The organism is Tardiphaga sp. OK246, from assembly GCF_900188215.1.
GTDB classification, from domain to species: Bacteria; Pseudomonadota; Alphaproteobacteria; order Rhizobiales; family Xanthobacteraceae; genus Tardiphaga; species Tardiphaga robiniae.
In genome coordinates, this window is the sequence record NZ_FZOX01000008.1 from 264,381 (window position 1) to 286,891 (window position 22,511).

Genomic DNA, 22,511 nt, shown 5'->3' on the forward strand with positions numbered 1-22,511 from the left:
CCGCCTAACGAAGCTTTGCTTCGCCGGGCGGGGAGAGGTCGGAGCCGAGCGACAGCGAGGCTTCGGGTGAGGGGGAGCCAGTGTTTCACTCGCAAGTGCCCCTCACCCCACCCCTCTCCCCGCAAGCGGGGAGAGGGAGCTCACTGCCGGAGTTCGTCTGGATCACAGATCCTTCATCACGATCTTGCCGCCGGAGATTTCGACTAGATAGACGTTCGGGAAGCTCTGGCCGCTCTCCTGACCTGCAGGGCCCGACTTCTTGAAGATGATGTCGCCGTTCAGTCCCTTGACGTCGATCTTCCAGAGCGCGTCCTTGATCGCCGCGGGCTCAGCCTTGCCAGCCTTCTCGATGGCGGCCGCAATGGTGCGGATGCCGTCATAGCCGCGGAAGCTCTCGGTGCAGCCGGCAAAATCGAAGCCGCGCTTCTTCCACTCACCGATGAAGTAGGTGGTGGCTTCCGGATTGGGCGTTTTCTCCGGCATCCAGGGCAGGAAGGTCGTCAGATGCATGGTGTCGTTCGCGGCGGCACCGGCCTGCGCGATGATCTGGTCGGGGTTCTGCGAACCACCGGTGGTGATGATGCGCTTCTTCAGGCCGAGTGCTGCGGCCTGCTTGAAGATCAGCGTGAGCTGGTCGACCGCGGCGGTGATGATCACGGTCTCGGAGTCCGTTGCCTTGATCTTGGCGAGCTGCGCGCTCATGTCCTGCGCTGACTGATCCATGGTCTCGACCAAGCCGATGGTGATGCCCTTCTCCTTCATCATCTTGCTGAAGTCCTCGGCGGTGCCGCGGCCCCAGTCATTGTTGATCACGAGAAAGTCGACTTTCTTCAACGCCAGCTTGTCGACGATGTTCTTGAACGCAGCCGCCTCGACAAAGGACGGTGGCGAGATACGGAACACGTAAGGATTGCCCGAGGTGGTGATCTTGCTCGCCGACGAGGTCTCGACGACCATCGCGGTTTCGTATTCGACCAGCTTCGGCATCACCGCGAGGGTGAGGCTGGAGCCCCAGGCGCCGAGCATGACTGGCGTCTTGTCGCGCGTGATCAGCTTCTCGGCGACGGCAGCGGCTTCGGTCGGGTTGCTCTTGTTGTCCTCAATGACGAGTTCGATCTTCTTGCCGAGCAGGCCACCCTTGGCATTGATTTCATCGGCGGCGATCTTGGCGCCGTTGACGACATAGGTGCCCGATGCGGCGAAGGCGCCGGTCAGGGGCTCATTGACGCCGATCTTGATGGTTTGCGCAGTGGCGGCGCTGCTCAGGAAAGCAATGGCCAGGGCGGTCGCCGAGGCGGCTTTGATGGTCCGTATCATGTGGTCCTCCAGTGTTACGCTGATGAAGCTTGCGCAGTCCAAACCCCGCCGCTCGCATGTCCGCGCGAACGTCGATCTCTCACGCCGATCCTCCACGCCCGGTGAGTCGGCGAACGACATTCGTCGCGCGCTCACGCAGGAGACCAAGGATCAACGAAACACCATTCAGATCGGCGGCCGCTGACGGCGCCGACGTCACATCGCCCGACAAGCGGCGATCGAGATTGCCGGCGAATTCCGCGACCAGCCGGCCCGCAAGATCGCGCACCAGCCCGCTGCGACCGACCTGTGCCAGCATGCCGGTGAGGCTGTAGCCGATGGAAAGCTCCACACGCGTGGCAACGCCGTCGTCCTGCGGCACCAGCCGGTAACGGATTTCGCCTTGCGTGGTGGAGCGGCTGCGCTGGTCACTGCCTATGCCGAGAATGCGGCCGGCGAGATCGGCCTCGTTGCGCTCAACGCGGGCGGCGCCGTTGAAGTTGGCCGAGATCGGCCCGATCTTGACGCGGATCGCGCCTTCGACCCGCTCGGGTCTGGGCGTGCCCACCAGCGTGGCGCCCGGCAGGCACGAGGCGACGGCCGCGATGTCATCGAACAGTGCGAATACTTTCGCGGGTGGATGCGCGACGGTGAACTGTTGATCCAGCGTGGTCGATGGCGTGAAGTCTGGAATGTCCAGCGGTGCGACGGCGGCAGCCGGTTCGGATACAGCAGGCTGCGCGGGCATCAGCTTCAGGGAGCTGACACAGGCTTTGTGCCCTGACCCTGCCGGTCCCAGCACCTTGCGCCCGCCATCCGGCTCCGGCGCGATATCGCGCGCGCGGCGCTCGGTGATAACCGACTGCACGGCACGGACGATACCGACATAGCCGGTGCAGCGGCAGAGATTGCCTGACATACCGATGCGGATCTGCTTCTCGTCGGCATCCGGCAGGCGCTTCACCAGATCGCGCGCCGAGACCAGCATACCCGGGGTGCAGTAGCCGCATTGCAACGCGTGTTCGCGGGTAAAGGCGGCGCGCAGCTCCGTGGCAATCTCGTCATCATCAAGACCTTCGATGGTGGTGACATCGGCGCCATCGCATGCCACCGCATAGGTGATGCAGGAGCGCGTCGGTACGCCATCGACCAGGATGGTGCAGGCGCCGCAGACGCCATGCTCGCAGCCGAGATGCGTACCGGTGAGATCCAGCGTGTCGCGCATCAGGTCGGCGAGACTCGTGCGCGGCTCGACATCCCTCTTCACGGCACGGGTGTTGACGGTGAGTTCGACCGAGTTCATGCCGCGGCCTCCGCAACAGCGCGGCGCAGAATGGTGACGTGAATATGCCGATCCGCGGCATCGCTCATGCCGGCCTTCGACAGCAGGGTGTCGGCGACGCGCCCATCGAAGCGCGACTTGAAATCGCAGGTGACACGCCCACCGAACATCTCGTCGGCATTCTCAACGATGATGGGAGCGGCCTCGACCGCGCCGATGACGACACGCGCGCTGCCTGCCTCGGGATCGATCAGCACCGCCCCGATGGCATGCGCGAATTCACCCGTCTTGCGGCAGCTCTTCACATAACCCCAGCGCGCCGAAGGGGACATCACCGGCACACGTACGGCTTCCAGCATTTCGCCGGGCTGCAGCACACTTTCCAGTGCACCCAGCATGAAATCCTTCATCACTACCAGGCGCGCGCCTTTGGCGCTGCGCAGCGAGAGCGTTGCGCCGAGCGCCGCGAAGGTGGAGACCCAATCGGCCGATGGATCGGCATGGCTGAGCGAACCGCCGATCGTGCCGCGATTACGCACCGCGCGATAGGCGATCGCGCTGGCCACGCGCTGCATCGCACCGCGCGTCACGTCGGGAATGCGGCCATCCTCGATATCGGCATGGGTGACGCAGGCGCCGATCACCAGCTCTTCCCCGGCGACTTCCACATGCTTCAGCTCGGCGAGGCCGGTGATATCGACGATGGTGTCAGGAGCCACCAGACGCAGGTTCAGCATCGGTCCGAGCGACTGGCCTCCGGCCATGACCTTGACCACGCCATCGCCAGCCATTGCGGCTAAGGCCGAGGCGACGTCGCGCGGGCGTTCATAGGCGAAAGGTGCCGGCTTCATGCGGCGGTCCTCTTCGCATCGCGGGCGGCCAGAATGCCTTCCAGCACGCGGCGCGGCGTGATCGGCGACTGCAGCATCTCGACGCCGAGACCGCGCAACGCATCGTTCACCGCATTGCCGATCGCCGCCGGCGGCGCGATGGCCCCGCCTTCGCCGATGCCCTTGACGCCGAACTTGGTGTAAGGCGACGGCGTTTCCATGTGATCCAGCCATGGCGCCGGCACTTCGGTCGGGCCGGGCAGCAGATAATCGGCCAGCGTCGTATTCAGCGGCTGACCGGCGCGATCAAACGGCATCTCCTCATAGAGCGCCGTGCCGATGCCCTGCGCGAGGCCGCCATAGATCTGGCCATCGACGATCATCGGATTGACCAGCACGCCGCCGTCCTCAACGATGACGTAATCGAGAATTTCCACATCGCCCAAATCAGGATCGACGGCGACGGTGACCGCATGGGCGGCATAGCTGAACGTGCCGCTGTCACGCTGCGGCTTGTAACCGGAGGTCGCTTCCAACCCGCCGGGATCGACATCGCCCGGCAGATCCTGCGGGCGGCGATACCAGGTGTGTGCGATTTCCTTCAGCGTCACGCTGCCGTTCGGCCCGCGAATTTCGCCATCGACCAGGACGACATTGGCTTCGTCGACCTGCAGCAGCTTGGCGCCGATCTTCTTGGCGCGTTCGCCGAGTTCGTGACAGGCCGTGGCGACAGCACCACCGGCCATCACCATGCAGCGCGAGCCCCAGGTGCCGGTCGAATAGGGCGTCATCGCCGTGTCGCCATGGACCACGCGAATCTTGCCGACATCGACACCGAGCATCTCGAATGCGACCTGTGACAGCGTCGTCTCCAGGCCCTGCCCATGCGAATGCACCCCGACCTTCAGTTCGAGTCCACCATCCGGCGTCAGTCGCGCGGTGGCCTGTTCATGGCCGGGCACCATGGGAATGCCCCAGCCGGAATAGACCGAGGTGCCATGTGCGGCTTGCTCGCAATAGATCGAGAGACCGACACCTATGAGCCGTCCGTCGGCTTCACCCTTGCGCTGGCGCGCGCGGATGCCATCGATATCGATCTGCGCCACCGCACGGCGCAAGGCTTCGGGATAATCGCCGCTGTCGAAATGCTTCTTGGTGATGTTGTCGAACGGCATCTGCTCCGGCCGCACCAGATTGCGCAACCGGACGTCGCCGGGCTCAAGCCCTGCTTCCGCCGCGACGAGATCGAGCATCAGCTCCAGCGCGAAACACACACCAGTGCGGGCGACGCCGCGATAGGGCAGGATCGGACATTTGTTGGTGGCCACCGAATAGGTGCGGCAGCGATAGGCCGGCATCTGATAGGGGCCGGGCAAGATGCTGACCACCTGCGCCGCTTCGAGGCAGGCCGAGAACGGGTAAGACGAATAGGCGCCGGAATCGACCGTGGCTTCGCAATCGATGCCGCGCAGCGTGCCGTCGCGATCGGCATAGACGGTGATCTTGTAGTGATGCTCGCGGCAGTTGGAACTGGCGACCAAATGCTCGCGGCGATCCTCGATCCAGCGCACCGGGAAGCCGCGCTTCATGGTGAGCCATGACAGACAGACTTCTTCCGGCAGCAAGATGCCCTTGTGACCGAAGCCGCCACCGACATCCGGCGAGACGATCCTGATCTGTCCTTGATCCATCTCAAGGCAATCGGACAGACCGTTGCGCACAATGTGCGGCATCTGGCTGCCCGTATAGAGCGTGAGCTGATCGAGACGATGATCGAACGTGGCGATGACACCCCGACCTTCGAGCGGCGACATGCATTGTCGCGCGGTCGAGATCTCGCGCGTCACCTTGATCGGTGCGTCGAGCGCGCCGGAAATATCGAGTTCGAAGAAGCTTTCGAGAAAGACGTTGTCGCCCCAGTGTTCATGCACCAGAGGCGAGCCGGCCTCACGCGCCTTGAGCATATCGTAGACGGCGGGCAGCTCTTCGAGATCGAGCGTGACGGAGGCCGCGATATCTTCAGCCTCGGCACGCGTCGGCGCGACGCACATGGCGACGAGTTCGCCGACCTGACGAATTTTGTCGGTGGCCAGAATGGGTTGATCGGACGGCTTGAAGCCGGCCAATCCCGTGATCGCGCGGATCGGCTTGATACCGACAAGATCGGCAGACGTGAACACCACATCGCGGTAACGCTCGGGAATATGAATCGCCCGGATTCGCGCATGCGCTAGCGGACTGCGCACGAACGCGACGTCCTGCAATCCCGCCAGTCTGATATCGCCGACGAATTGCCCACGCCCGCGCATGAGGCGATCGTCCTCCTTGCGCGGTACGCGCGCGCCGACGCCCTGCTTTGAAGCAGGCGCGGCGGGCGAGATATCTCGCTCATTGCGCATCGACGAACTCCCGGCGTCTTCCGGATTGACTAGCGAGCTGGCTTGCAAAGCTCAGGCCGCAACGGCCTGAGGAAGGATCGGAGCGATCGGATCGAAGCGGGTGCCCGCGCGCAGGCAGAAGGCCGGCTGCAGCAGGCCGTTCGCAATCACGTCGGTGTTCTCGTTGTCGCGCAGGATGTAACGACCGGGCTTTTCGACGAGCACCGAAACGTCGGCATCCATGCCGACCTTGAGCGAGCCGATCTTGTCGGACAGGCCGATCATCTTGGCCGGGTTCGACGTCACCATCGGCACCACCTGTTCCAGCGTGAGACCGAGCGAAATCATCGAACTCATCGCCTGCACCAGGCTGAACTTGGCCTGGCCCTTGAACGGATGGTTCTCGTCATCCTCGTGCTCATCCGGCGTGCCGGCAGGCGCAGGCACCTCGGTGTTGTAACCGTGGATGTCGGCGCCGAGCGTGTTCGGCACAATGCCGGCCGCAATCGCCTTCTTTGCCAGGCGATAGGAGAAGTGGCTGCCATGGCCGACATCGATCTTGAGGCCACGATCGATCGCCGCCTGGATCACCGGATGCACCTCGCCTTCGCGATTGACGAAGCCGCCAGGATGCCGCGTGAACGGATGGGCGAGCACGTCACCTTCCTTCAGCAGCGGAATCACGCGCTCCAGAATCGTATCGACGTCCTCGCCATTATTGCCTGACTCCGGCAGACCCCAGAGTTGGCCGAAATGCACGTAAACCGGCAACTCCGCGCGCTTGCCGATTTCGGCCGCCATTTCCATCACGCGAATGCCCCAGCGCGCGAAGCCGCCGATTTCCGCATGGGCCTTAATGCCTCGCACCAGATCGCGATTGGCAATCGCCGACTTCACGGTGGCGTCGATGTCGACGCCGTCCGGGCTGTAGAGGTTGGGATAGAAGTGGCCTTCAAGACCACCGACGAGATAGGCAGAGAGAAACGCGTAGACCCGCGATTTCGCGGGCTCGGCGATGAAGTGACGAAAGCCGGGCAGCGTCATGCAGGACGGGCCGCCCTGGTCGATCAGCGTGGTGACGCCGGATTGCACGCCGACCATGTCGGGCTGCATGCCGAAACGACCGCTGACATATTGAAAGACGTGCGCGTGGGTATCGATCAAGCCCGGCAGTACCAGCTTGCCGGTCACATCCACCACTTCCTTTGCGCTGGTCGGCAAAATATCGGACTGCACGGCGGCGATCTTGCCGTTGCGAATGGCAACATCCTTGATGCCGTCAACACCGGCGGCGGGATCGATAACACGACCACCGCGCAGCAGCAGGTCGAATGAGGCGGTAACGGACATGGCGGTCTCCTTGCGTTCCGGCGGACATTAGAGATCCACCAAAATACGAAGCATACTTCGTATTTTACAAAAGCAAAGTCCGTGCCATAAACATTGCGATGCGGTAGTTTTTCAACGCGCTCGCACCATACGAGTCGTAGCCGACACAAGGAGAGACTGCGTTGCCCCAGGCCAAGCCGCGCCGTGACAAGCCCGTCCACAAGCCCTGGCCGCTGGCCCAGCGACCGGGGTTTTTGATCAGACGGCTACACCAGATCCATGTCGCGCTGTTCCAGGAAGCCTGCAGTGCCTTCGAGATGACACCACTCCAGTACAGCCTGCTGTCCGCATTGGCTGCGCGCGGAACGGCCGATCAAACCAGCTTAGCTGCTGATATTGCTCTGGATCGCACGACGACGACGGGCGCGCTGAAGCGACTCGAAGCACGCAGGCTGGTCGAGCGCCCAGTCAGCGACGACGACCGCCGCGCCCGCGTCTGCCGGCTCACACCGGCCGGTGCCACACTGCTGAACAAGATCGAAGCCGCCGCTCGCGACGCACATCGCGCGACCCTGGGCAGCCTCTCGAAGACGGAGCAGGCCACCTTCATCGACCTGATGCAGCGCATCGTCGCAGAGAATGCCAGCCGCAATGCGGCGCCCGATCTCGCGGAATGAGGGTGCTCACAGCAAGTTTCGCCAGATTAGAACGGCTATAAATTAATCAGCCTGATCGCCACGCAGGCAGACAATTATTCAGGACCGCAGCATCAGCCGTTCATCAGGCGGTGCGATTTCAGTGACGAGATCTCGGATCAGCGCCTTTTTCGGCAGCGGCGCGAGCGTCGTCATTCCCTCTTTGAGCCGAACCGTGCAGGCGTAATCGACCTTGCTATCGATCAGCATCATGCATTCCTTGCACGCATTCGCATTGATGCAGGAGAAGCGAAACGCCAGCGAAGGATCCATGCTGCGCCTGATGGCACGCAAGCCATCGAGAATGGACTGGCCGTGTTCAAAGGGAATGTCGAACGTGTCCTGATGCGGCGCTTCGCCGAGTGCGCCGCGCTGAATGCTGAGTGTCGCCTTCATGCGGCGGCCTTTCCGGTGGTGGGCATCACTTTGCGCAGGGTCATGTCGCCATCCGACATCGACACGATCTGGTTGACGCTCCACGCATCGTTCAGACCGAGATGATCATCACGCTGATGCGCGCCGCGGCTTTCGGTACGCGCCAGCGCCGGTATGGCAACCGATTGCGCGACAGCGAGCATGTTGCGCAGATCGAGCCAGTCGGCCAGCACGGGATCGAAGCTTTCCGCTGACGCGAACGGCGTATCGCCGATATCGGCCTTCAATTGCGCGATCTGAGAAATCGCCGACCGCAGTTTCGCATCGGTGCGGAACGGACCGACATCGTCGGCCATCACGGCCTGCAGCTTCGCGATGACCGCTGCGGGATTTGGCGCATCACGTTTGCTGGCACTGCGCAGCAGATCGATGGTCGGCTTCGCCGCATCGGCAAACCACGTCGCAGTGCCCTGCTTGGCACGCTCGGCGGCGCTGCGTCCTGCCCGCGCGCCAAACACGAAGGCTTCGGTGATCGCATTGCCCGACAACCGGTTGGCGCCATTGGCGCCGCCGACCGCTTCGCCGCAGGCATAGAGCCCGGGTACGCCGGTCGCCATCATCTCGTCCACGCGGATGCCGCCCATATGATAATGCGCGATCGGGGCAACCTCGACCGGGCGCTGCGCCAGATCGATGCCGTTTTCGGCGAGCCGGTCCACCACCGGCCCGAACGCCTTGCGGATCTCGGCCTCAGGCACATGCTGGAAGCTCAGATAGGCGCCGCCGGTGGGGCTGCCGCGGCCGGCTTCGACCTCCTTGGTAATCGCATAGGTGGCGAGATCACGCGTTAGCACATAGGTGCCGTCGCTGCGCTTGTCACGCGTTGCATAGTCCTCTTCGAATTCGCGCATCTCGGAATTGAGCAGCTTGCCGCCGAGCTTGTAGCGGAACGGGTCCCACATGATCGGATCCATACCGACGAGACGCGGCGCGAGATGACCGATGGGGAAAAACTGCACGAATTCCATGTCGATCAATTCGGCCCCGGCACGCAATGCGAGCGCATAGCCGTCGCCCCCCATATTGGATGACGCGCTGTTACGCCGATAGAGACCGGTGAGCCCGCCTGTCGCGATCACAACGGCTTTCGCCGCCAGCGTCACCGCCTGCCCGGTCGGCAGATGCAAGGCCGTGGCGCCGCAGGCTTCGCCATCACGCAATGCGATATCGACAATGGTGAGATCGCCTATGCGGCGAATGCCGCTCGCATTATTCAGCTGCGTGCGCAGCGTCTTCGACACTGCGGGGCCCGTCGAGAGAAAATCCACATAGGCACAACGCGGCCGATCATGGCCCGGCGCCTGCGCCTGCTTGATATGGCCGTCCTCGCGCGCCCAGCCGACCTTCCACGCATCCATTTCGCGCAGCCGCTGCGGGCCATCTTCACAAAGCAGCGCCGCAAGACGTTCGTCGCACAGCCCGCGGCCGGCCGCGAGCGTATCGGCAAAGTGATGTTCCCAGTGATCTGGTGTCTGCTCGCCCAAAGCGGCTGCGACCGTCATCTGCGCCATGACAGTGGCGCCGCCGCGCCCGATCAAACTGCGATCGGCAAGAATGACGGACGCGCCACCCTTCGCCGCTTCCAGCGCCGCATACATGCCAGCACCACCGGCGCCGATCACGAGAACATCGGCTTCGAGATGGATGGGAACCGAAATATTGGGAGAAGGTGATGTCATGGTCAGGCGAGTGTCTCTTCAAACAAAGGCGTTGTCAGCAACCATCGCCGTGCCAGAACCATGCCATGCGGCATCTCCCGTCGTCAGATCTCCGTGCGCAGGATCGCCCGCGCCAGTGTCTGTGCACGCGGAACGATGCTCTCGATGTCCAGCCACTCCAGGTCGGTATGGACATTGCCGCCGACCGGGCCGAGCCCGCACAATGTCGGGGTGCCGACGCTGGCGGTGAAACCAGAATCTGCGCAGCCGCCGGCAAATTCGCCGGTCAGCGTGGTAAGGCCCGAGTCGACAGCGGCCGCCTGATAGGCTTCGAACATCGCCTTGGCGGCGGCGTCCTGCACCAGCGGCAGGAATTCGCCGTTGATGTGCAGCTTTGCCGTCGTGCCCGGCACGGTCGACGTCGCAATGATTTTTTCGATGGCGCCCATGATGGTGGCGCGATCGGCCGGATCGATGTAGCGAAAATCGATCTCGCCTTCGGCATGCGGCGCCGTGGTGTTGACCGACTGTCCGCCGGACACCAGGCCGACATTCAGCGTGATGCCCTTGTCCATATCGGTCAGCGCATGAATCTGCACGATCTTGTGCGCGAGTTCGCCGATGGCACTGATGCCCACCGAGAAATTGTTGCCGGAATGCGCGGCCTTGCCGAATACCTCGAAGCGCATGAACACGCCGCCCTTGCGGCCCGTGGTGATATTGCCGGTCGGACGTCCCGGTTCCGAATTATAGACGGCGCGCGCCGCACGGCCCTCGCGCTCGATGATCGGCCGCGACGAGCGCGACGCGATCTCCTCATCGCCGGTGATCAGCAGCTTGATGGGGCACGGCGCAGCATCGAACTTCTTTAGCGCGGCGGCCACGAATACGTTGATGACGACGCCGGCCTTCATGTCGGCGACACCAGGCCCATGGGCCAGATTGCCTTTAATAGTGAAGGGACGCTTGGCCACTTCGCCCTTGGGAAACACGGTGTCGCGATGGCCCATGAGCAGGACCGGCTTCTCATTGCTGCCGGGCTTGGTGATCAGCCCATGCACGGCATCGCCATAGACATCATGGGGCTCGCGCCAGGTCTCGATGCCGTATTCGGCAAAATGTTGCTCGAAGCGCGCGCCGACGGCATCGACGCCTTGCTTGTCGAAGGAGCCGGAATCGATGTTCACGACGTCGCGCAGCAGGTCGATCATCGGCTGCTTTTGCGAGGCCAGCCATTCGATGATTCGGGTTTCGGTAGTGTTCGACATGCGTAATCCTTCAGTCACTCTCGAAGCGCTTGCGTTGCGCGTTGTTATTTGGCCATCGCCACGGCAGGCGCGGCGCTGTCCTGCCTGCGCATCATCATGCGCGCAATGGCTTCGCCGATCACCACCGTGGTGAAGTGGGTGTTCGCGCGGCAATCCGACGGCATGATCGACGCATCGGCAACGCGCAGACCCTTGAGGCCCTTCACGGTGCCATCCGGATTGACCACGCCACCCGTGTCCTTGAAGCCGGTCATGCGGCAGGTGCCGGCGGCGTGCTGGATATCGCCGGTGTCACGGCGCAGCACGGCTTCGAGCTCGCGCGTCGGCAGCGCCGCCGCCTGCGTCAGCGTCAGGTCGGTATCGGTGAGGCGGATCCAGTCCGCGATGCCGGCGAGCGCCGGCTGCGTGGTGATCACGGCAAGCCGCTTCACGGCATCGACCATCCGCAGCATGTCGCGGGGGTCTGCCAGCATGTTCTCCTCGATGATCGGGTCGATCGACGCATCGGTCGATGCGAGCTTCAGCGTGCCGCGCGAGAACGCATTGAACAGGCCGGCGCCGATGGCACCGGGATTGCCGATGCCACGGTGATTGAACGCGATCAGGATCATGTCGCGCTTGCCGCCCTCAGCCAAACCCGACGAATAGGTCACACAGCAATTGGTGTGGCGAGTGTCCTTGTCTTTCGGCGCGACATCATCATGCAGCTTGATCGTCGTACGGAATAGCGGATGATCGAAGAAATCCTGGCCGACGGGCAGATCGCACTCGACAGCGATGCCCATGTCCTTCAGCTCGTCCGCCGGACCAACGCCCGAGCGCAGCAGGATCGCCGGGCTGTGGATCGAGCCACCACATAGCACGATCTCGCGCGCGCTGATTTCCTGCGTGCCTTGCCCCTCGAAGTGCACGATCACTCCGGTCGCCTGACCGTCCTTGATCACGACGCGATCGACCAGCGCATGACCGCGGATTTCGAGATTGGCGCGGCCGCGCGCCGGCTCCAGATAGCCTTCATTGGTGGAGATACGCCGCAAATCGCGGCTGTTGATCGGGTAGCAGGCAACGCCCTCGCCATCCGGCCCGTTGACGTCGTCGCACCACGCATAACCCGAGGCCAGTGCTGCATCGCGCAGACCCTTGTCGATCGGCCCCCATGTCTGCGGCGGCGCGCGGTAGACCGGCAGCGGACCACCACGGCCATGGCCGGGCCTGTCGCCGAAGTCCAGATCGTCCTCGATCACCGAGAACAGTGGCATGATCTCCTTCGCCGACCAGCCGATGCACCCCAACGACGCCCATTCATCGAACGCATCGGCGACGCCGCGAATCGCAATCTGGCCGTTCATCATCGACGAGCCGCCAAGACCCTTGCCGCGCCAGTAGAAGCGCTGCTCCTGCCCGGCAACGCGACGCGAATGCAGCTGCGGCCACTGCCACTTTTCCTGGAATTCGCGCTGGTGAATGATCGGGATCGGGTTCGCCGTGGTCACTTCCCACGGCGCCTCCGCCGCACGCCAGTCGAGCCCGGCTTCAAGCAGCAGCACACGTGTAGCGGGATTTTCGGAGAGCCTGGCAGCCACGGCAGCGCCGGCAGATCCACCGCCGACGACGATCACATCATACATAGTGCTTCATTTCTTTCTGCTGCGGCGCATCGCGCCGGTCTCGACCAGGCGAACGCGTGCAAAATTCGTTCCCCGCCATTATGCGCCCGGTGCACAGCAGACGCCAGCACGCGCGCTGCAGAGGCAACGCGCGGCAAAGGCATGGCGGTTGGAAAAATATGGCCACAAGTTGTGGCGGTGATGGATTGAACGGAAAGAGCCGCCTCAGAGGGGATCGCCAGGCTTCTTCGCCGGCGGATCCTCATCGAGAATCGCGCGCCATCCCGCACCTTCCAGATCCTCATACTGTCCGCTTTTCAGCGACCACATGAAGGCCCAGAGGCCGAGCAACCCAAGCGCGAGCGCCAGCGGCACGAGGACGACGAGGGACTGCATGGTTGGACCTATTTCAGCACGAGGCGGTTCTTAGACAGGAACATGCGCTGTCCACCGGCCTCGCCTTCAAGCACCAGATCCCACAGTCCCGGCGCAAGTTCGGCGACCTTGCCACGATACAGCACACCGCCAGCCCCGACGAGCTCAACCGGCCGGTCGGCGCGGCGATCGGCCGGCCGCTCCAGCCGACCGGTGAAACTCAGCCCCGTGATCGGATTGCCGTTGCGATCGCGCGCTTCGACGCGGACGGCAGCATCACCTGCAGCATCGCGCTCGACATGCGCGCTGACCTTCCAGCCGCGACTGCTCTGGCCGCGCGCGGCCTCGATCTCGTTGCCGTAAGCGAGGCTCGCTGTATAGGGACTATCCACCTCGACACCCGGCAGCGTCTCCAGCGCGAATTTCATCATGACGACATTGACACCGATGATCATGCCGAAAAACAAAATCAGGCAGATCAGGACGAACCGGCCAGTGATCGGACGAGGTGCGGCAACGGCGGCGCTCATACTGTTCTCCTTCACGGTGCAACGAAATGATCGGTCGCCGACGCCATGTCGCCATGGACGGCATCGGTGACACGCATCACGAGCGGGAGCGACTTTTCGGAATTGATTGCCGCGGGCGCCGTCACCAGTACGCGCAGCTCGGTAGTCTGGTCGCGGCCAAGCACGATCTCCGGCCAGCCCGATGACACCGCATCCATGCCCACCACATGCACCGTGGCGTTAACCGGCCCGTTGACATCGAGCGTGACCACGCGGCCGGCGCCACGCTTGTTCAAGAGGCGCACCGTATAGGCATTGCGGATCGAACCGTCGCTGAGGCGCACGGCAACCGGATTGCGATCATGCAACACGTTGATGTCGAGCAGCGAACGGTTCAGCAGCGCGTAGAGCATCACCGCACCGACAGCGACAATCATGCCGACATAGGCCACCGTACGCGGCCTGATGATACGATAGATTTCGGACTTGCCCGCCTTGCGCCTGGCAATATTGATGTCGGTGTCATAGCCGATCAGCCGGGTCGGCCGGCCGATCTTGCTCATCACGCCGTCGCAGGCGTCGATGCACAACCCGCACTGGATGCAATCCATCTGCAATCCATTGCGGATATCGATGCCGACCGGGCAGACATTCACGCATTGATAGCAGTCGATGCAGTCGCCTGCGGGTTGGCCGAGCGCGCGCAGCTCGGCCGCCTTCTTCAACGAGGTGCGTTGCTCGCCGCGATCGGTCTTGTAGGTGACGTTGAGCGCCCATTCGTCGGTAAGGGCCGCCTGGATGCGAGGCCACGGGCACATATAGAGACAGACCTGCTCGCGCATCCAGCCTGCCAGTGTGTAGGTCGTCGCCGTCAGGATCGCGATCCAGATATAAGCCAGCGCGGGCGCCTGAAAGGTGACGAGTTCCCTCACCAGTGTCGGCGCATCGTTGAAATAGAGCACCCAGGCGCCGCCGGTCCACCATGCGATCAGGAGCCAGATCGAATGCTTCATCGTCAGTTCGACGACACGCTGCAGCGTGAGCCCTTCGGCCTCCTTCTTCATCCGCTCACGGCGGTCGCCTTCGATCAAACGCTCGACGGCGAAAAACAGGTCGGTCCAGACTGTCTGCGGACAGAGATAACCGCACCAGACGCGACCACCGATGGCATTCATCAGGAACAGCGTGAGGGCGGCAAGGATCAGCAGGCCAGTGAAGAAATAAACTTCCTGCGGCCACAGCTCGATGAAAAAGAAATAGAAGCGGCTGTTCGGCAGGTCGACCAGCACCGCCTGATCGGGGGCACCGGGACCGCGATTCCAACGCACGAAGGGCAGCAGATAATAGATGCCAAGGCAAACCGCCATCAGCGCCCATTTGACGTTGCGATACCTGCCGGAGACCTTCTGCGGATAGACTTTCTTCTGCGCCGCATAGAGCGGGCCGTAGTCGAATTCCTCGGGTGCAACGGGCTTGTTCATGGAGGTCACTCTCGTCTTTGGAATGACCCTAGACTTCGCCGGTGCGATGCAATTGATGTACGTCAAAGGCACGCGCGGGATTGGCCGCGCGCGCTATGACTTATTGTCCACCCCCCAGCGAATGGACATAGATCGTCAGTGCCTTGATGGTCGCCGGATCGAGACGGCCAATCCAGGCCGGCATCACGCCGTTGCGGCCATTGGTGATGGTCTCGACGATGGTCGCTTCATCCGACCCGTAGAGCCAGATATTATCGGTCAGGTTCGGCGCACCCATGTCGGGATTTCCCTTGCCGGCGTCGCCGTGACACGAGGCGCAGTTGTCGGCGAACAGCTTCTGGCCGGCATTCGCGTCGTAACCCTTGGCCGTCGGCAATCCAGACAGTGAGCGCACGTAGTTCGCAACCGTCTCGATCTCCGGCTTCTTCAACATGCCGTCGCGGCCAAAGGCCAACATCGATCCTTCATGCGATTCCGCATGGGCGGAACGCGCGCCGAACTGGATTGTCTTCTCGATCTGCTCCAGCGTGCCGCCCCACAGCCAGTCGTCATCGTTCAGGTTGGGGAAGCCCTTGGCACCGGTCGCACCAGTGCCGTGACACGGCGCGCAATTGTCGCCGAACACCACACGGCCTCTGGCGCGCCCCAGTGCCAGCAGAGCCGGATCCTTCTCGATTTCCGCGAGCGGTGCAGCGCCGAGCGCCGCCATCTTGCCTCCGCGGATCTTCTCAAGATTAGCGAGATCGACGGCGACATCCGCGCGTGACGAATAGCCCATGACGCCCGTCGCGTAGCTCTGCACCAGCGGCCAGGACGGATACACGACCCAATAGCCGATCGCCCAAACGATGGTGAGATAGAAAGTCATCACCCACCAGCGCGGCAGCGGCGTGTTGAGTTCCTTGATACCATCCCAGGAGTGACCTGTGGTGGTCTTGCCAGTGGCCTTGTCGAATTCACCTTCGTGATCGCTCATGATCTGATCAATCCTCTCGCAACGGCTGACGCGCAGCTGCGTCAAACATCGCCTTGTTGCGGGGCCACAATGCGTAGGTCAGAATTGCAATGAAGATTCCGACAAAGACCGGCGTCCAGAATGTGAGGACGAGGTTCGACGCGAAGTTCTCGACGGTCAGGATTGCGCGCATGCTTCCATCTCCTCAGCGGAGGTTTGCTTTTTCGTTGTAAAGTTTGAAATCGACCAGCGTGCCCAGCATCTGCAGATAGGCGACCAGTGCATCCATCTCGGTGGGCGTGCCGGGCTTGCCATCGAAGTTACGTGCCACCGATTTCGGATAGCGCTTGAGCAGCGCGTCGGTATCGCCATTGTCGGGATCGGCCTGGGTCTTCAGGTCCGCCACCGCATTGGTGATCTGATCGTCCGTATAGGGCACACCCACCGCGCGGTTGGTGCGCAGATGATCGGCGACGTTCTCGGTGCTGACAGGCGTCTCGGCCAGGAACTTGTAGGACGGCATCACCGATTGCGGCACGATGGCGCGCGGATTGCTCAGATGCGTGACGTGCCATTCATCGGAATACTTGGCACCGACGCGGGCCAGATCCGGCCCCGTGCGCTTCGAGCCCCACTGGAACGGATGGTCATACATGCTCTCCGCCGCGAGCGAGTAATGCCCGTAACGTTCGACCTCGTCACGCAGCGGCCGCACCATCTGCGAATGGCAGAGATAGCAACCCTCGCGGACATAGACGTTACGCCCGGCGAGTTCGAGCGGCGTGTAAGGCCGCATGCCCTCGACGGCTTCGATGGTGCTCTTGAGATAGAACAAAGGTGCAATCTCGACGATGCCGCCGATGGCGATGACGAGAATGATACCCACGATCAAGACGATCGAGTTCTTCTCGAAGATTTGGTGCCGACTCCAGAACGACATGATTGATCCTCACTCAGCCGGCTGCAACGTGGCGCCAGGGCTCGACAGCGCGCCCTCTTCCGCCTCGCCGACGCGCACGGTCATCCACAAATTCCAGGCCATGATCAGCGCACCGATCAGGAACAGCCCGCCGCCCGCGGCACGGATGATGTAGAACGGGTGCATCGCTTCGACGCTTTCGATGAAGGAATATTCGAGGAAGCCCAGCGACGTGTAGGCGCGCCACATCAGACCCTGCAGGATGCCCGACACCCACATCGCCGAGATGTACAGAACGATGCCGAGCGTCGCGATCCAGAAGTGCCACTCGACCAGCTTCAGGCTGTAGAGCTGCTTGCGATTCCACAGCCACGGCACCAGGCAGTAGAGCGCGCCAAAGGAGACGAAGCCGACCCAGCCAAGCGCACCGGAATGCACGTGACCGATGGTCCAGTCGGTATAGTGGCTGAGCGAATTGACCACCTTGATGGACATCAGCGGACCCTCGAAGGTCGCCATGCCGTAGAACGCCACCGACACCACCAGCATGCGCAACACCGGATCTGTGCGCAGCTTGTCCCATGCGCCGGACAGCGTCATGAGGCCGTTGATCATGCCGCCCCAGGAGGGCATCCACAGCATGATGGAGAAGGTCATGCCGAGCGTCTGCGTCCAGTCGGGCAGTGCCGAATAGTGCAGGTGATGCGGACCCGCCCAGATGTAGAGGAAGATGATCGCCCAGAAGTGCACAATCGATAGCCGATAGGAATAGACCGGTCGCTCGGCGCGCTTCGGAATGAAGTAATACATGATGGCGAGGAAGCCGGCGGTGAGGAAGAAGCCCACCGCGTTGTGGCCGTACCACCACTGGAACATGGCATCCTGCACACCGGCCCAGGCGACATAGGACTTGGAGCCGAAGACCGAGACGGGCAGCGCAGGGTTATTGCCGAGATGCAGCACCGCGATGGTGATGATGAAGGCGAGATAGAACCAGTTGGCGACGAAGATATGCGGTTCCTTACGCTTCACGAGCGTCATCAGGAACACCAGCAGATAAGTCACCCAGACGATGGTCAGCCAGAGATCGGCATACCATTCCGGTTCGGCATATTCCTTGGACTGCGTGACGCCGAGCAAATAGCCGGTGCCGGCAATGACGATGAAGAAATTATAGCCGAGCACCACGAACCACGGCGCAAGATCGCCGGCGAGCCTGGTACGGCAGGTCTTCTGCACCACGAAGAACGAGGTCGCGATCAGCACGTTGCCGCCGAAGGCAAACACCACCGCCGACGTATGCAGCGGCCGCAGCCGGCCGAAGCTGGTCCAGGGCAGATTGAAGTTCAGGTCCGGCCACGCCAACTGCATGGCGATCAGCAGTCCCACCGTGAAGCCGGCGATGCCCCAGAATACCGAGGCAACAGCGGCAAACTTGATCGGCCCGAAATTATAATTCGGCCGCCCGTCGATCTCCTGCGGTGGCAATGCGCCGCGCTCGAAATAGCGATTGAGGATGACGAACACGGAGGCCAGGCTGGCGAAGCCGGCCAGCGTCACGTGAAAGGCATAGGCCGCATCTTCCGCCTTGGCCGCTGCGATGATGGAGAGAAATACGGTGGCCGCGAGGATCACGGTCAGACCGGCCTCGCCGATCGTCATCCACTTCACGCTGTCAGTCTGGTTCGTCATGATGATTCTTTCCCGAGCACGCACCCATCAATCACGGCGGCGCGCTCAGTGAATTGATTGAAATCAAAGTTCGGGGAGAGCTCGCTTGCTCGCTGCGCGCGTCGTCAGGCGAGAGCGGGAGCCGCAACGGATTCGGTGTCCAGCAGCCGGATACGGCCCGGCAGAATCTCGATCGCGCCGCGGCGTTCAAGCTTGGCCAGCGTCCGGCACACGGTCTCGACGGTGAGGCCGAGATGATCGGCGATATCGCGTCGGCTCATCGGCACCGGAAGCGGATCTACATCGCGGCCGAGCCGTGCCAACCGGTCACGCCAGCATGTCAGGAACACAATCAGTTTCTCTTCAGCCACGTGGCGGCCCAGCGAGAACATCTTGTCATGCGCATCGGCAATCTCGGCCGCCATCAGCGCGACGATCTCGTTCAGTACATAGGGCCGGTGACTGGCAAATTGCGCGAATTTCTCACGCGGGATTTCCCACACCACTGCAGGACCGATTGCAGCGGCGGACACTTCATGATGCCCCTGCGTTGCGATCTCGAGGATGTCGCCCGGCAGCGCAAAACTTGTGATGTGGCGACGATTATCGCATTCGGTCCTGTAGATGCCGACCACACCCTCGACCACGCTGAAGCATTTGCCGGCCGGCGCTCCCTGCGTGAACAGGACATCCTGCGAAGTGTAGGGCACCCGCTCGCCCAGGGCCATCAACTGGCGCAGATCGGCGGCACCCAGATGAGACAGGAAGCCGCCCGGCTGCGCAGCAGCATTCGCACAAGGCGCAGCGAACGACGATGCAGCCATCAGCTTTGTCATGCGCTTCCCGGGTTTCGTTGGCCTCGCGGAAGTGCGGGGCACTTTTGGATAACCGGATCAGCGCGGCACACATTGATACACATCAATCGCCTCTTACCTCTCCGCGCATCTTGCGCGGGGGCGGTCGGGTCGCGCGCATCGCGCGTGATCCGGGTGAGGGGCGGCGCACTGCAGTTGCCGCCTAACAAGACCTATCGAATCGAAGAAGCAGAGATGGCAGTGGCTGAGGTGCCACGCCCCTCACCCCACCCCTCTCCCCGCGCAGAGCGGGGAGAGGGAGCCGGCCGCGTCTGCCGCAACTATTCAACTCTAACGCGGCCGGATGAAACTAAAACGTCCCGCTTTCGATGGCTGCAACCGTCCCGGCATCGAGCAGATGCGCACCCCAGCCGCGTTTCGCCAGCACATGCGACAGCCCCGGCGACACCAGCAGCAACAGCGCAGTTATCATCAGCGGCGCTACGCTGAGCCAGTCGATGCGCACCGGCGTGAGCTCTTCGGTGCTGCCAGCATAGTCGCCACGGCGACACCAGATATCGCGGCAAATGCATAGCAGATCTCGCCTGTCGCCACCGCGCTGCGCACTGCCGAGCAGCACTTGCATGGCCTGATGCGTGACCACGCCCTCTCGTGTCGTCGGTGCGACATCCGGCGTCTCGCCCAGGGAAACGCGCAGCAGCAGATCGACCAGATCGACGCCGGCCAGACAAGCCGCCATCGGCTCGACCAGCCGCGGATTGCAGTCGATATAGAATGGCCCGCTGTCATCGTCCGGCATGATGAAGTCGATCGACAGCGCGCCGTGCCAGGCGAGATGCCTACCGATGGCCGCGAGATCGCCGCGCACGCGGTCTCGCCGCACGCTGCGCTTGATGGCATCGCCGCCCCCGGCACCCTCCATGATCTGGCGAGTGACGTGAAAGCCGACCAGTTCGCCGCGGCAGAACACGCCCTGCGCCTTCTCGGTCGCGCCCGCGACGCGGGCCTGCACCAGCACCTCGCCGGCAAGGCCGTTGCCGACCTCAAGCTCTCTCATTGCCAGCGCGAGGTCAGCATCATTGCGCACCATCCAGACGCCGCGGCTCGCGGTGCCGATGGCGGTCTTGATCACGCAGGGAAAGCGGAGATCGGTACGAAGCGTATCGGCGCTTGCGACGATCTGCGTCTCGGGTTGTGGCAATCCAAGCTCGCTCAGCATACGGCTGAAACCGGCCTTACTATGCGCCGCCCGGTAGCTCGCGAAGGACGGCAAGGCCAGGCCGGCCAGCGGCCTCAGCCGCTCCTGCACTTTCGCGAACAGGAAGCCCTGTTCGTGGATCGGCAGCAGCACGTCATAGTCGCCAGTCGCCAGCAGGCCTTCGATGAACCGCAGGAAGCCCAGGGGATTTTCCCGCATTCCCGGGCAGCGGCGATATATGCGGACAAATCGCGAGAACCGCGCCAGCCCGGCAGCGGCGGGATCGCAGACATCCACCACATGGCCGGCGAGGCCGAGCACGGTGACAGCCTCTCGCGCGGAGGTGCTGGTGCCTTCCGACAGCAGTATCCGCAGCGGCTTAAAATTCGGGCTGCTCGTCATCATGCTCAATCATGTCGCATCCCCGGGCCGTGGTCGCGTTTCCTCATGCTGCCCTGCACGGGCCGCAACACCTGCATGTCGCAGCGCTGATAGACATTAACCTGCTGAGAACGTAGGCATAGCGCACCTTTTCGAGGCTGCAAAAAGCGGCCGTCAGCCGCCTTGGGTGGAAACGCATATGGTCGATATTCCGGCCTCGACCTCGCATCTCGCCGCGCGTGACCATGTCCCTTCGGCGACGCGGACACTGACGGCGATTTCCACCGCGCATTGGGTCAGTCACTTCCACATCTTCGTGCTGCCAATGCTGTTCCCGTTCCTGAAGGATCGGCTCGGCGTCGGCTACATCGAACTCGGCTTTGCCCTCACCACTTTCGCTGTCGTCTCCGGCCTCACTCAGGCGCCGATCGGCTATCTCGTCGACCGCATCGGCGCGCGCAAAATCCTGATCCTCGGCGTTATGCTCGGCGGCTGCGCGCTGATCGCGCTCGGCCTGTTGCTCAGCTATCCCGCGCTGATCGTCTGCGCCGCGCTGCTCGGCCTCGCCAACAGCGTCTATCATCCGGCCGACTACGCCATCCTCGCCGCGCATATGGACGAGTCGAAGATGGGCCGCGCATTTTCGATCCATACATTCGCAGGCTTCGTCGGCGGTGCAGTCGCGCCTCCCCTGATGGCGGCACTGCTGGTCGGTATCGGCGGCCAGGGCGCGCTGATCGTCGCGGGCGCCATCGGCGTGGCAATTGCACTGATGCTGATCGTGGTCGGCATTCCCGATGCCGGCGCGATGGCTGATGGCGATGACGCCAAAAATGCGGAGACGCCCAAGGTCAGCATGATGACCCCGGCGATCCTGATGCTCACGCTGTTCTTCACGCTACTCTCGCTGTCGCAGAACGGCATCAACAGCTTCGGCATCGTCGCGCTGATGAACGGCTACGGCACATCGCTGTCATCGGCGAATATCGCGCTCACCGCTTTCCTCGCGGCCAGCGCCGTCGGCGTGCTTGCCGGCGGGTGGCTGGCCGATCGGACTAGACACCACAGCCGCGTCGCCGCAGTGTGTTTCACGATCAATGCCGCCATCATCTGTGCCATCGCGGTGTTCACGCTGCCGACGCCGGTGATCGTCGCAGCCATGACCACCGCGGGCTTCCTCGGCGGCGTGCTGACGCCGTCGCGCGACATGCTGGTGCGCGAGGCCGCCCCTCCCGGCGCTGCCGGCCGCGCCTTCGGCATCGTCTCCACCGGCTTCAATTTCGGCGGCATCATCAGCCCCATCCTGTTCGGCTGGTTCATGGATCATGCCTTGCCGCATTGGGTGTTCGGCGCCTCCGCCTGCTTCATGGCGGCGACGGTACTGCTGGCGCTGGTATCGGAACGCAAGCGGTAACGGGTTGTCGTCCCC

Annotated in this window: 20 protein-coding genes; 2 read left to right on the top strand and 18 right to left on the bottom strand. The window is 62.9% G+C overall.

Annotation, left to right across the window (positions count from 1 at the left end):
• Positions 1-162: 162 nt before the first annotated feature.
• The 5 genes from CHC01_RS29055 to CHC01_RS29075 all read right to left on the bottom strand — a co-directional run bounded on the left by CHC01_RS29055 (position 163) and on the right by CHC01_RS29075 (position 7,136).
• The gene (locus CHC01_RS29055; RefSeq protein ID WP_089267792.1) at positions 163-1,317 is read right to left on the bottom strand and encodes an ABC transporter substrate-binding protein; all 1,155 of its coding nucleotides are present in this window, start codon (positions 1,315-1,317) and stop codon (positions 163-165) included.
• A gap of 79 nt (positions 1,318-1,396) precedes the next feature.
• Positions 1,397-2,599: a xanthine dehydrogenase family Fe-S subunit gene (locus tag CHC01_RS29060; RefSeq protein WP_089267793.1), complete on the bottom strand. Its 1,203-nt coding sequence runs from the start codon at positions 2,597-2,599 to the stop codon at positions 1,397-1,399.
• Entirely contained in the window at positions 2,596-3,429 is an 834-nt protein-coding gene (locus CHC01_RS29065; RefSeq protein ID WP_089267794.1) for an FAD binding domain-containing protein, read from the bottom strand. Before CHC01_RS29065 ends, CHC01_RS29060 begins: the two co-directional genes overlap by 4 nt.
• Positions 3,426-5,807 (bottom strand): xanthine dehydrogenase family protein molybdopterin-binding subunit, encoded by a 2,382-nt coding sequence (locus CHC01_RS29070; RefSeq protein WP_089267795.1) that lies wholly within the window; start codon positions 5,805-5,807, stop codon positions 3,426-3,428. Before CHC01_RS29070 ends, CHC01_RS29065 begins: the two co-directional genes overlap by 4 nt.
• 51 nt (positions 5,808-5,858) lie before the next feature.
• Positions 5,859-7,136 (bottom strand): amidohydrolase/deacetylase family metallohydrolase, encoded by a 1,278-nt coding sequence (locus CHC01_RS29075; protein WP_089267796.1) that lies wholly within the window; start codon positions 7,134-7,136, stop codon positions 5,859-5,861.
• A 161-nt stretch (positions 7,137-7,297) separates the two neighbouring features.
• Here CHC01_RS29075 and CHC01_RS29080 point away from each other — a divergent pair, with 161 nt between their 5' ends.
• A complete protein-coding gene (locus CHC01_RS29080) occupies positions 7,298-7,792 on the top strand; it encodes a MarR family winged helix-turn-helix transcriptional regulator (protein ID WP_244528044.1) in 495 nt (164 codons plus the stop codon).
• A gap of 78 nt (positions 7,793-7,870) precedes the next feature.
• On the opposite strand, the gene CHC01_RS29085 is transcribed toward CHC01_RS29080, so the two are convergent.
• The 13 genes from CHC01_RS29085 to CHC01_RS29150 all read right to left on the bottom strand — a co-directional run bounded on the left by CHC01_RS29085 (position 7,871) and on the right by CHC01_RS29150 (position 21,106).
• A complete protein-coding gene (locus CHC01_RS29085; protein WP_089267797.1) occupies positions 7,871-8,206 on the bottom strand; it encodes a 2Fe-2S iron-sulfur cluster-binding protein in 336 nt (111 codons plus the stop codon).
• Positions 8,203-9,924 (bottom strand): FAD-binding protein, encoded by a 1,722-nt coding sequence (locus tag CHC01_RS29090; RefSeq protein ID WP_089267798.1) that lies wholly within the window; start codon positions 9,922-9,924, stop codon positions 8,203-8,205. Before CHC01_RS29090 ends, CHC01_RS29085 begins: the two co-directional genes overlap by 4 nt.
• Positions 9,925-10,007: 83 nt before the next feature.
• Entirely contained in the window at positions 10,008-11,171 is a 1,164-nt protein-coding gene (locus CHC01_RS29095; RefSeq protein ID WP_244558563.1) for a M20 family metallopeptidase, read from the bottom strand.
• Positions 11,172-11,215: 44 nt separating this feature from the next.
• Positions 11,216-12,799 (bottom strand): GMC family oxidoreductase, encoded by a 1,584-nt coding sequence (locus tag CHC01_RS29100; RefSeq protein WP_089267799.1) that lies wholly within the window; start codon positions 12,797-12,799, stop codon positions 11,216-11,218.
• 204 nt (positions 12,800-13,003) lie between these two features.
• Positions 13,004-13,174 (bottom strand): cbb3-type cytochrome oxidase assembly protein CcoS, encoded by a 171-nt coding sequence (ccoS, locus tag CHC01_RS29110; protein ID WP_089267801.1) that lies wholly within the window; start codon positions 13,172-13,174, stop codon positions 13,004-13,006.
• Positions 13,175-13,182: 8 nt separating this feature from the next.
• Positions 13,183-13,683, bottom strand: a complete 501-nt coding sequence (locus CHC01_RS29115; protein WP_089267802.1) for a FixH family protein — start codon at positions 13,681-13,683, stop codon at positions 13,183-13,185.
• Between the two features lie 11 nt (positions 13,684-13,694).
• Entirely contained in the window at positions 13,695-15,143 is a 1,449-nt protein-coding gene (ccoG, locus tag CHC01_RS29120; protein WP_089267803.1) for a cytochrome c oxidase accessory protein CcoG, read from the bottom strand.
• A 100-nt stretch (positions 15,144-15,243) separates the two neighbouring features.
• Positions 15,244-16,119, bottom strand: coding sequence for a cytochrome-c oxidase, cbb3-type subunit III (ccoP, locus tag CHC01_RS29125; protein ID WP_089267804.1), 876 nt, complete (start codon positions 16,117-16,119; stop codon positions 15,244-15,246).
• 7 nt (positions 16,120-16,126) lie between these two features.
• Positions 16,127-16,291, bottom strand: a complete 165-nt coding sequence (locus CHC01_RS29130) for a cbb3-type cytochrome oxidase subunit 3 (protein ID WP_068729582.1) — start codon at positions 16,289-16,291, stop codon at positions 16,127-16,129.
• A 12-nt stretch (positions 16,292-16,303) separates the two neighbouring features.
• Positions 16,304-17,038, bottom strand: a complete 735-nt coding sequence (ccoO, locus tag CHC01_RS29135) for a cytochrome-c oxidase, cbb3-type subunit II (protein WP_089267805.1) — start codon at positions 17,036-17,038, stop codon at positions 16,304-16,306.
• 9 nt (positions 17,039-17,047) lie between these two features.
• The gene (gene ccoN, locus CHC01_RS29140; protein WP_089267867.1) at positions 17,048-18,679 is read right to left on the bottom strand and encodes a cytochrome-c oxidase, cbb3-type subunit I; all 1,632 of its coding nucleotides are present in this window, start codon (positions 18,677-18,679) and stop codon (positions 17,048-17,050) included.
• 134 nt (positions 18,680-18,813) lie between these two features.
• Positions 18,814-19,524 (bottom strand): Crp/Fnr family transcriptional regulator, encoded by a 711-nt coding sequence (locus CHC01_RS29145; RefSeq protein ID WP_089267806.1) that lies wholly within the window; start codon positions 19,522-19,524, stop codon positions 18,814-18,816.
• A gap of 328 nt (positions 19,525-19,852) precedes the next feature.
• Positions 19,853-21,106, bottom strand: a complete 1,254-nt coding sequence (locus CHC01_RS29150) for an ATP-grasp domain-containing protein (protein WP_089267807.1) — start codon at positions 21,104-21,106, stop codon at positions 19,853-19,855.
• A 175-nt stretch (positions 21,107-21,281) separates the two neighbouring features.
• Here CHC01_RS29150 and CHC01_RS29155 point away from each other — a divergent pair, with 175 nt between their 5' ends.
• Positions 21,282-22,496, top strand: a complete 1,215-nt coding sequence (locus CHC01_RS29155) for an MFS transporter (RefSeq protein ID WP_089267808.1) — start codon at positions 21,282-21,284, stop codon at positions 22,494-22,496.
• Positions 22,497-22,511: the final 15 nt, after the last annotated feature.

Excerpts from the sequence above, each read along its gene's own strand:
- CHC01_RS29100 (WP_089267799.1), bottom strand. The coding sequence starts at position 12,799 with ATGTATGATGTGATCGTCGTCGGCGGTGGATCTGCCGGCGCTGCCGTG.
- CHC01_RS29090 (WP_089267798.1), bottom strand. The coding sequence starts at position 9,924 with ATGACATCACCTTCTCCCAATATTTCGGTTCCCATCCATCTCGAAGCC.
- ccoG (WP_089267803.1), bottom strand. The coding sequence starts at position 15,143 with ATGAACAAGCCCGTTGCACCCGAGGAATTCGACTACGGCCCGCTCTAT.
- CHC01_RS29130 (WP_068729582.1), bottom strand. The coding sequence starts at position 16,291 with ATGCGCGCAATCCTGACCGTCGAGAACTTCGCGTCGAACCTCGTCCTC.
- CHC01_RS29095 (WP_244558563.1), bottom strand. The coding sequence starts at position 11,171 with ATGTCGAACACTACCGAAACCCGAATCATCGAATGGCTGGCCTCGCAA.
- CHC01_RS29075 (WP_089267796.1), bottom strand. The coding sequence starts at position 7,136 with ATGTCCGTTACCGCCTCATTCGACCTGCTGCTGCGCGGTGGTCGTGTT.
- CHC01_RS29155 (WP_089267808.1), top strand. The coding sequence starts at position 21,282 with ATGGTCGATATTCCGGCCTCGACCTCGCATCTCGCCGCGCGTGACCAT.
- CHC01_RS29065 (WP_089267794.1), bottom strand. The coding sequence starts at position 3,429 with ATGAAGCCGGCACCTTTCGCCTATGAACGCCCGCGCGACGTCGCCTCG.
- ccoS (WP_089267801.1), bottom strand. The coding sequence starts at position 13,174 with ATGCAGTCCCTCGTCGTCCTCGTGCCGCTGGCGCTCGCGCTTGGGTTG.
- ccoO (WP_089267805.1), bottom strand. The coding sequence starts at position 17,038 with ATGTCGTTCTGGAGTCGGCACCAAATCTTCGAGAAGAACTCGATCGTC.
- CHC01_RS29115 (WP_089267802.1), bottom strand. The coding sequence starts at position 13,683 with ATGAGCGCCGCCGTTGCCGCACCTCGTCCGATCACTGGCCGGTTCGTC.
- CHC01_RS29085 (WP_089267797.1), bottom strand. The coding sequence starts at position 8,206 with ATGAAGGCGACACTCAGCATTCAGCGCGGCGCACTCGGCGAAGCGCCG.
- ccoP (WP_089267804.1), bottom strand. The coding sequence starts at position 16,119 with ATGAGCGATCACGAAGGTGAATTCGACAAGGCCACTGGCAAGACCACC.
- CHC01_RS29060 (WP_089267793.1), bottom strand. The coding sequence starts at position 2,599 with ATGAACTCGGTCGAACTCACCGTCAACACCCGTGCCGTGAAGAGGGAT.
- CHC01_RS29055 (WP_089267792.1), bottom strand. The coding sequence starts at position 1,317 with ATGATACGGACCATCAAAGCCGCCTCGGCGACCGCCCTGGCCATTGCT.
- CHC01_RS29150 (WP_089267807.1), bottom strand. The coding sequence starts at position 21,106 with ATGATGACGAGCAGCCCGAATTTTAAGCCGCTGCGGATACTGCTGTCG.
- CHC01_RS29070 (WP_089267795.1), bottom strand. The coding sequence starts at position 5,807 with ATGCGCAATGAGCGAGATATCTCGCCCGCCGCGCCTGCTTCAAAGCAG.
- ccoN (WP_089267867.1), bottom strand. The coding sequence starts at position 18,679 with ATGACGATCGGCGAGGCCGGTCTGACCGTGATCCTCGCGGCCACCGTA.
- CHC01_RS29145 (WP_089267806.1), bottom strand. The coding sequence starts at position 19,524 with ATGACAAAGCTGATGGCTGCATCGTCGTTCGCTGCGCCTTGTGCGAAT.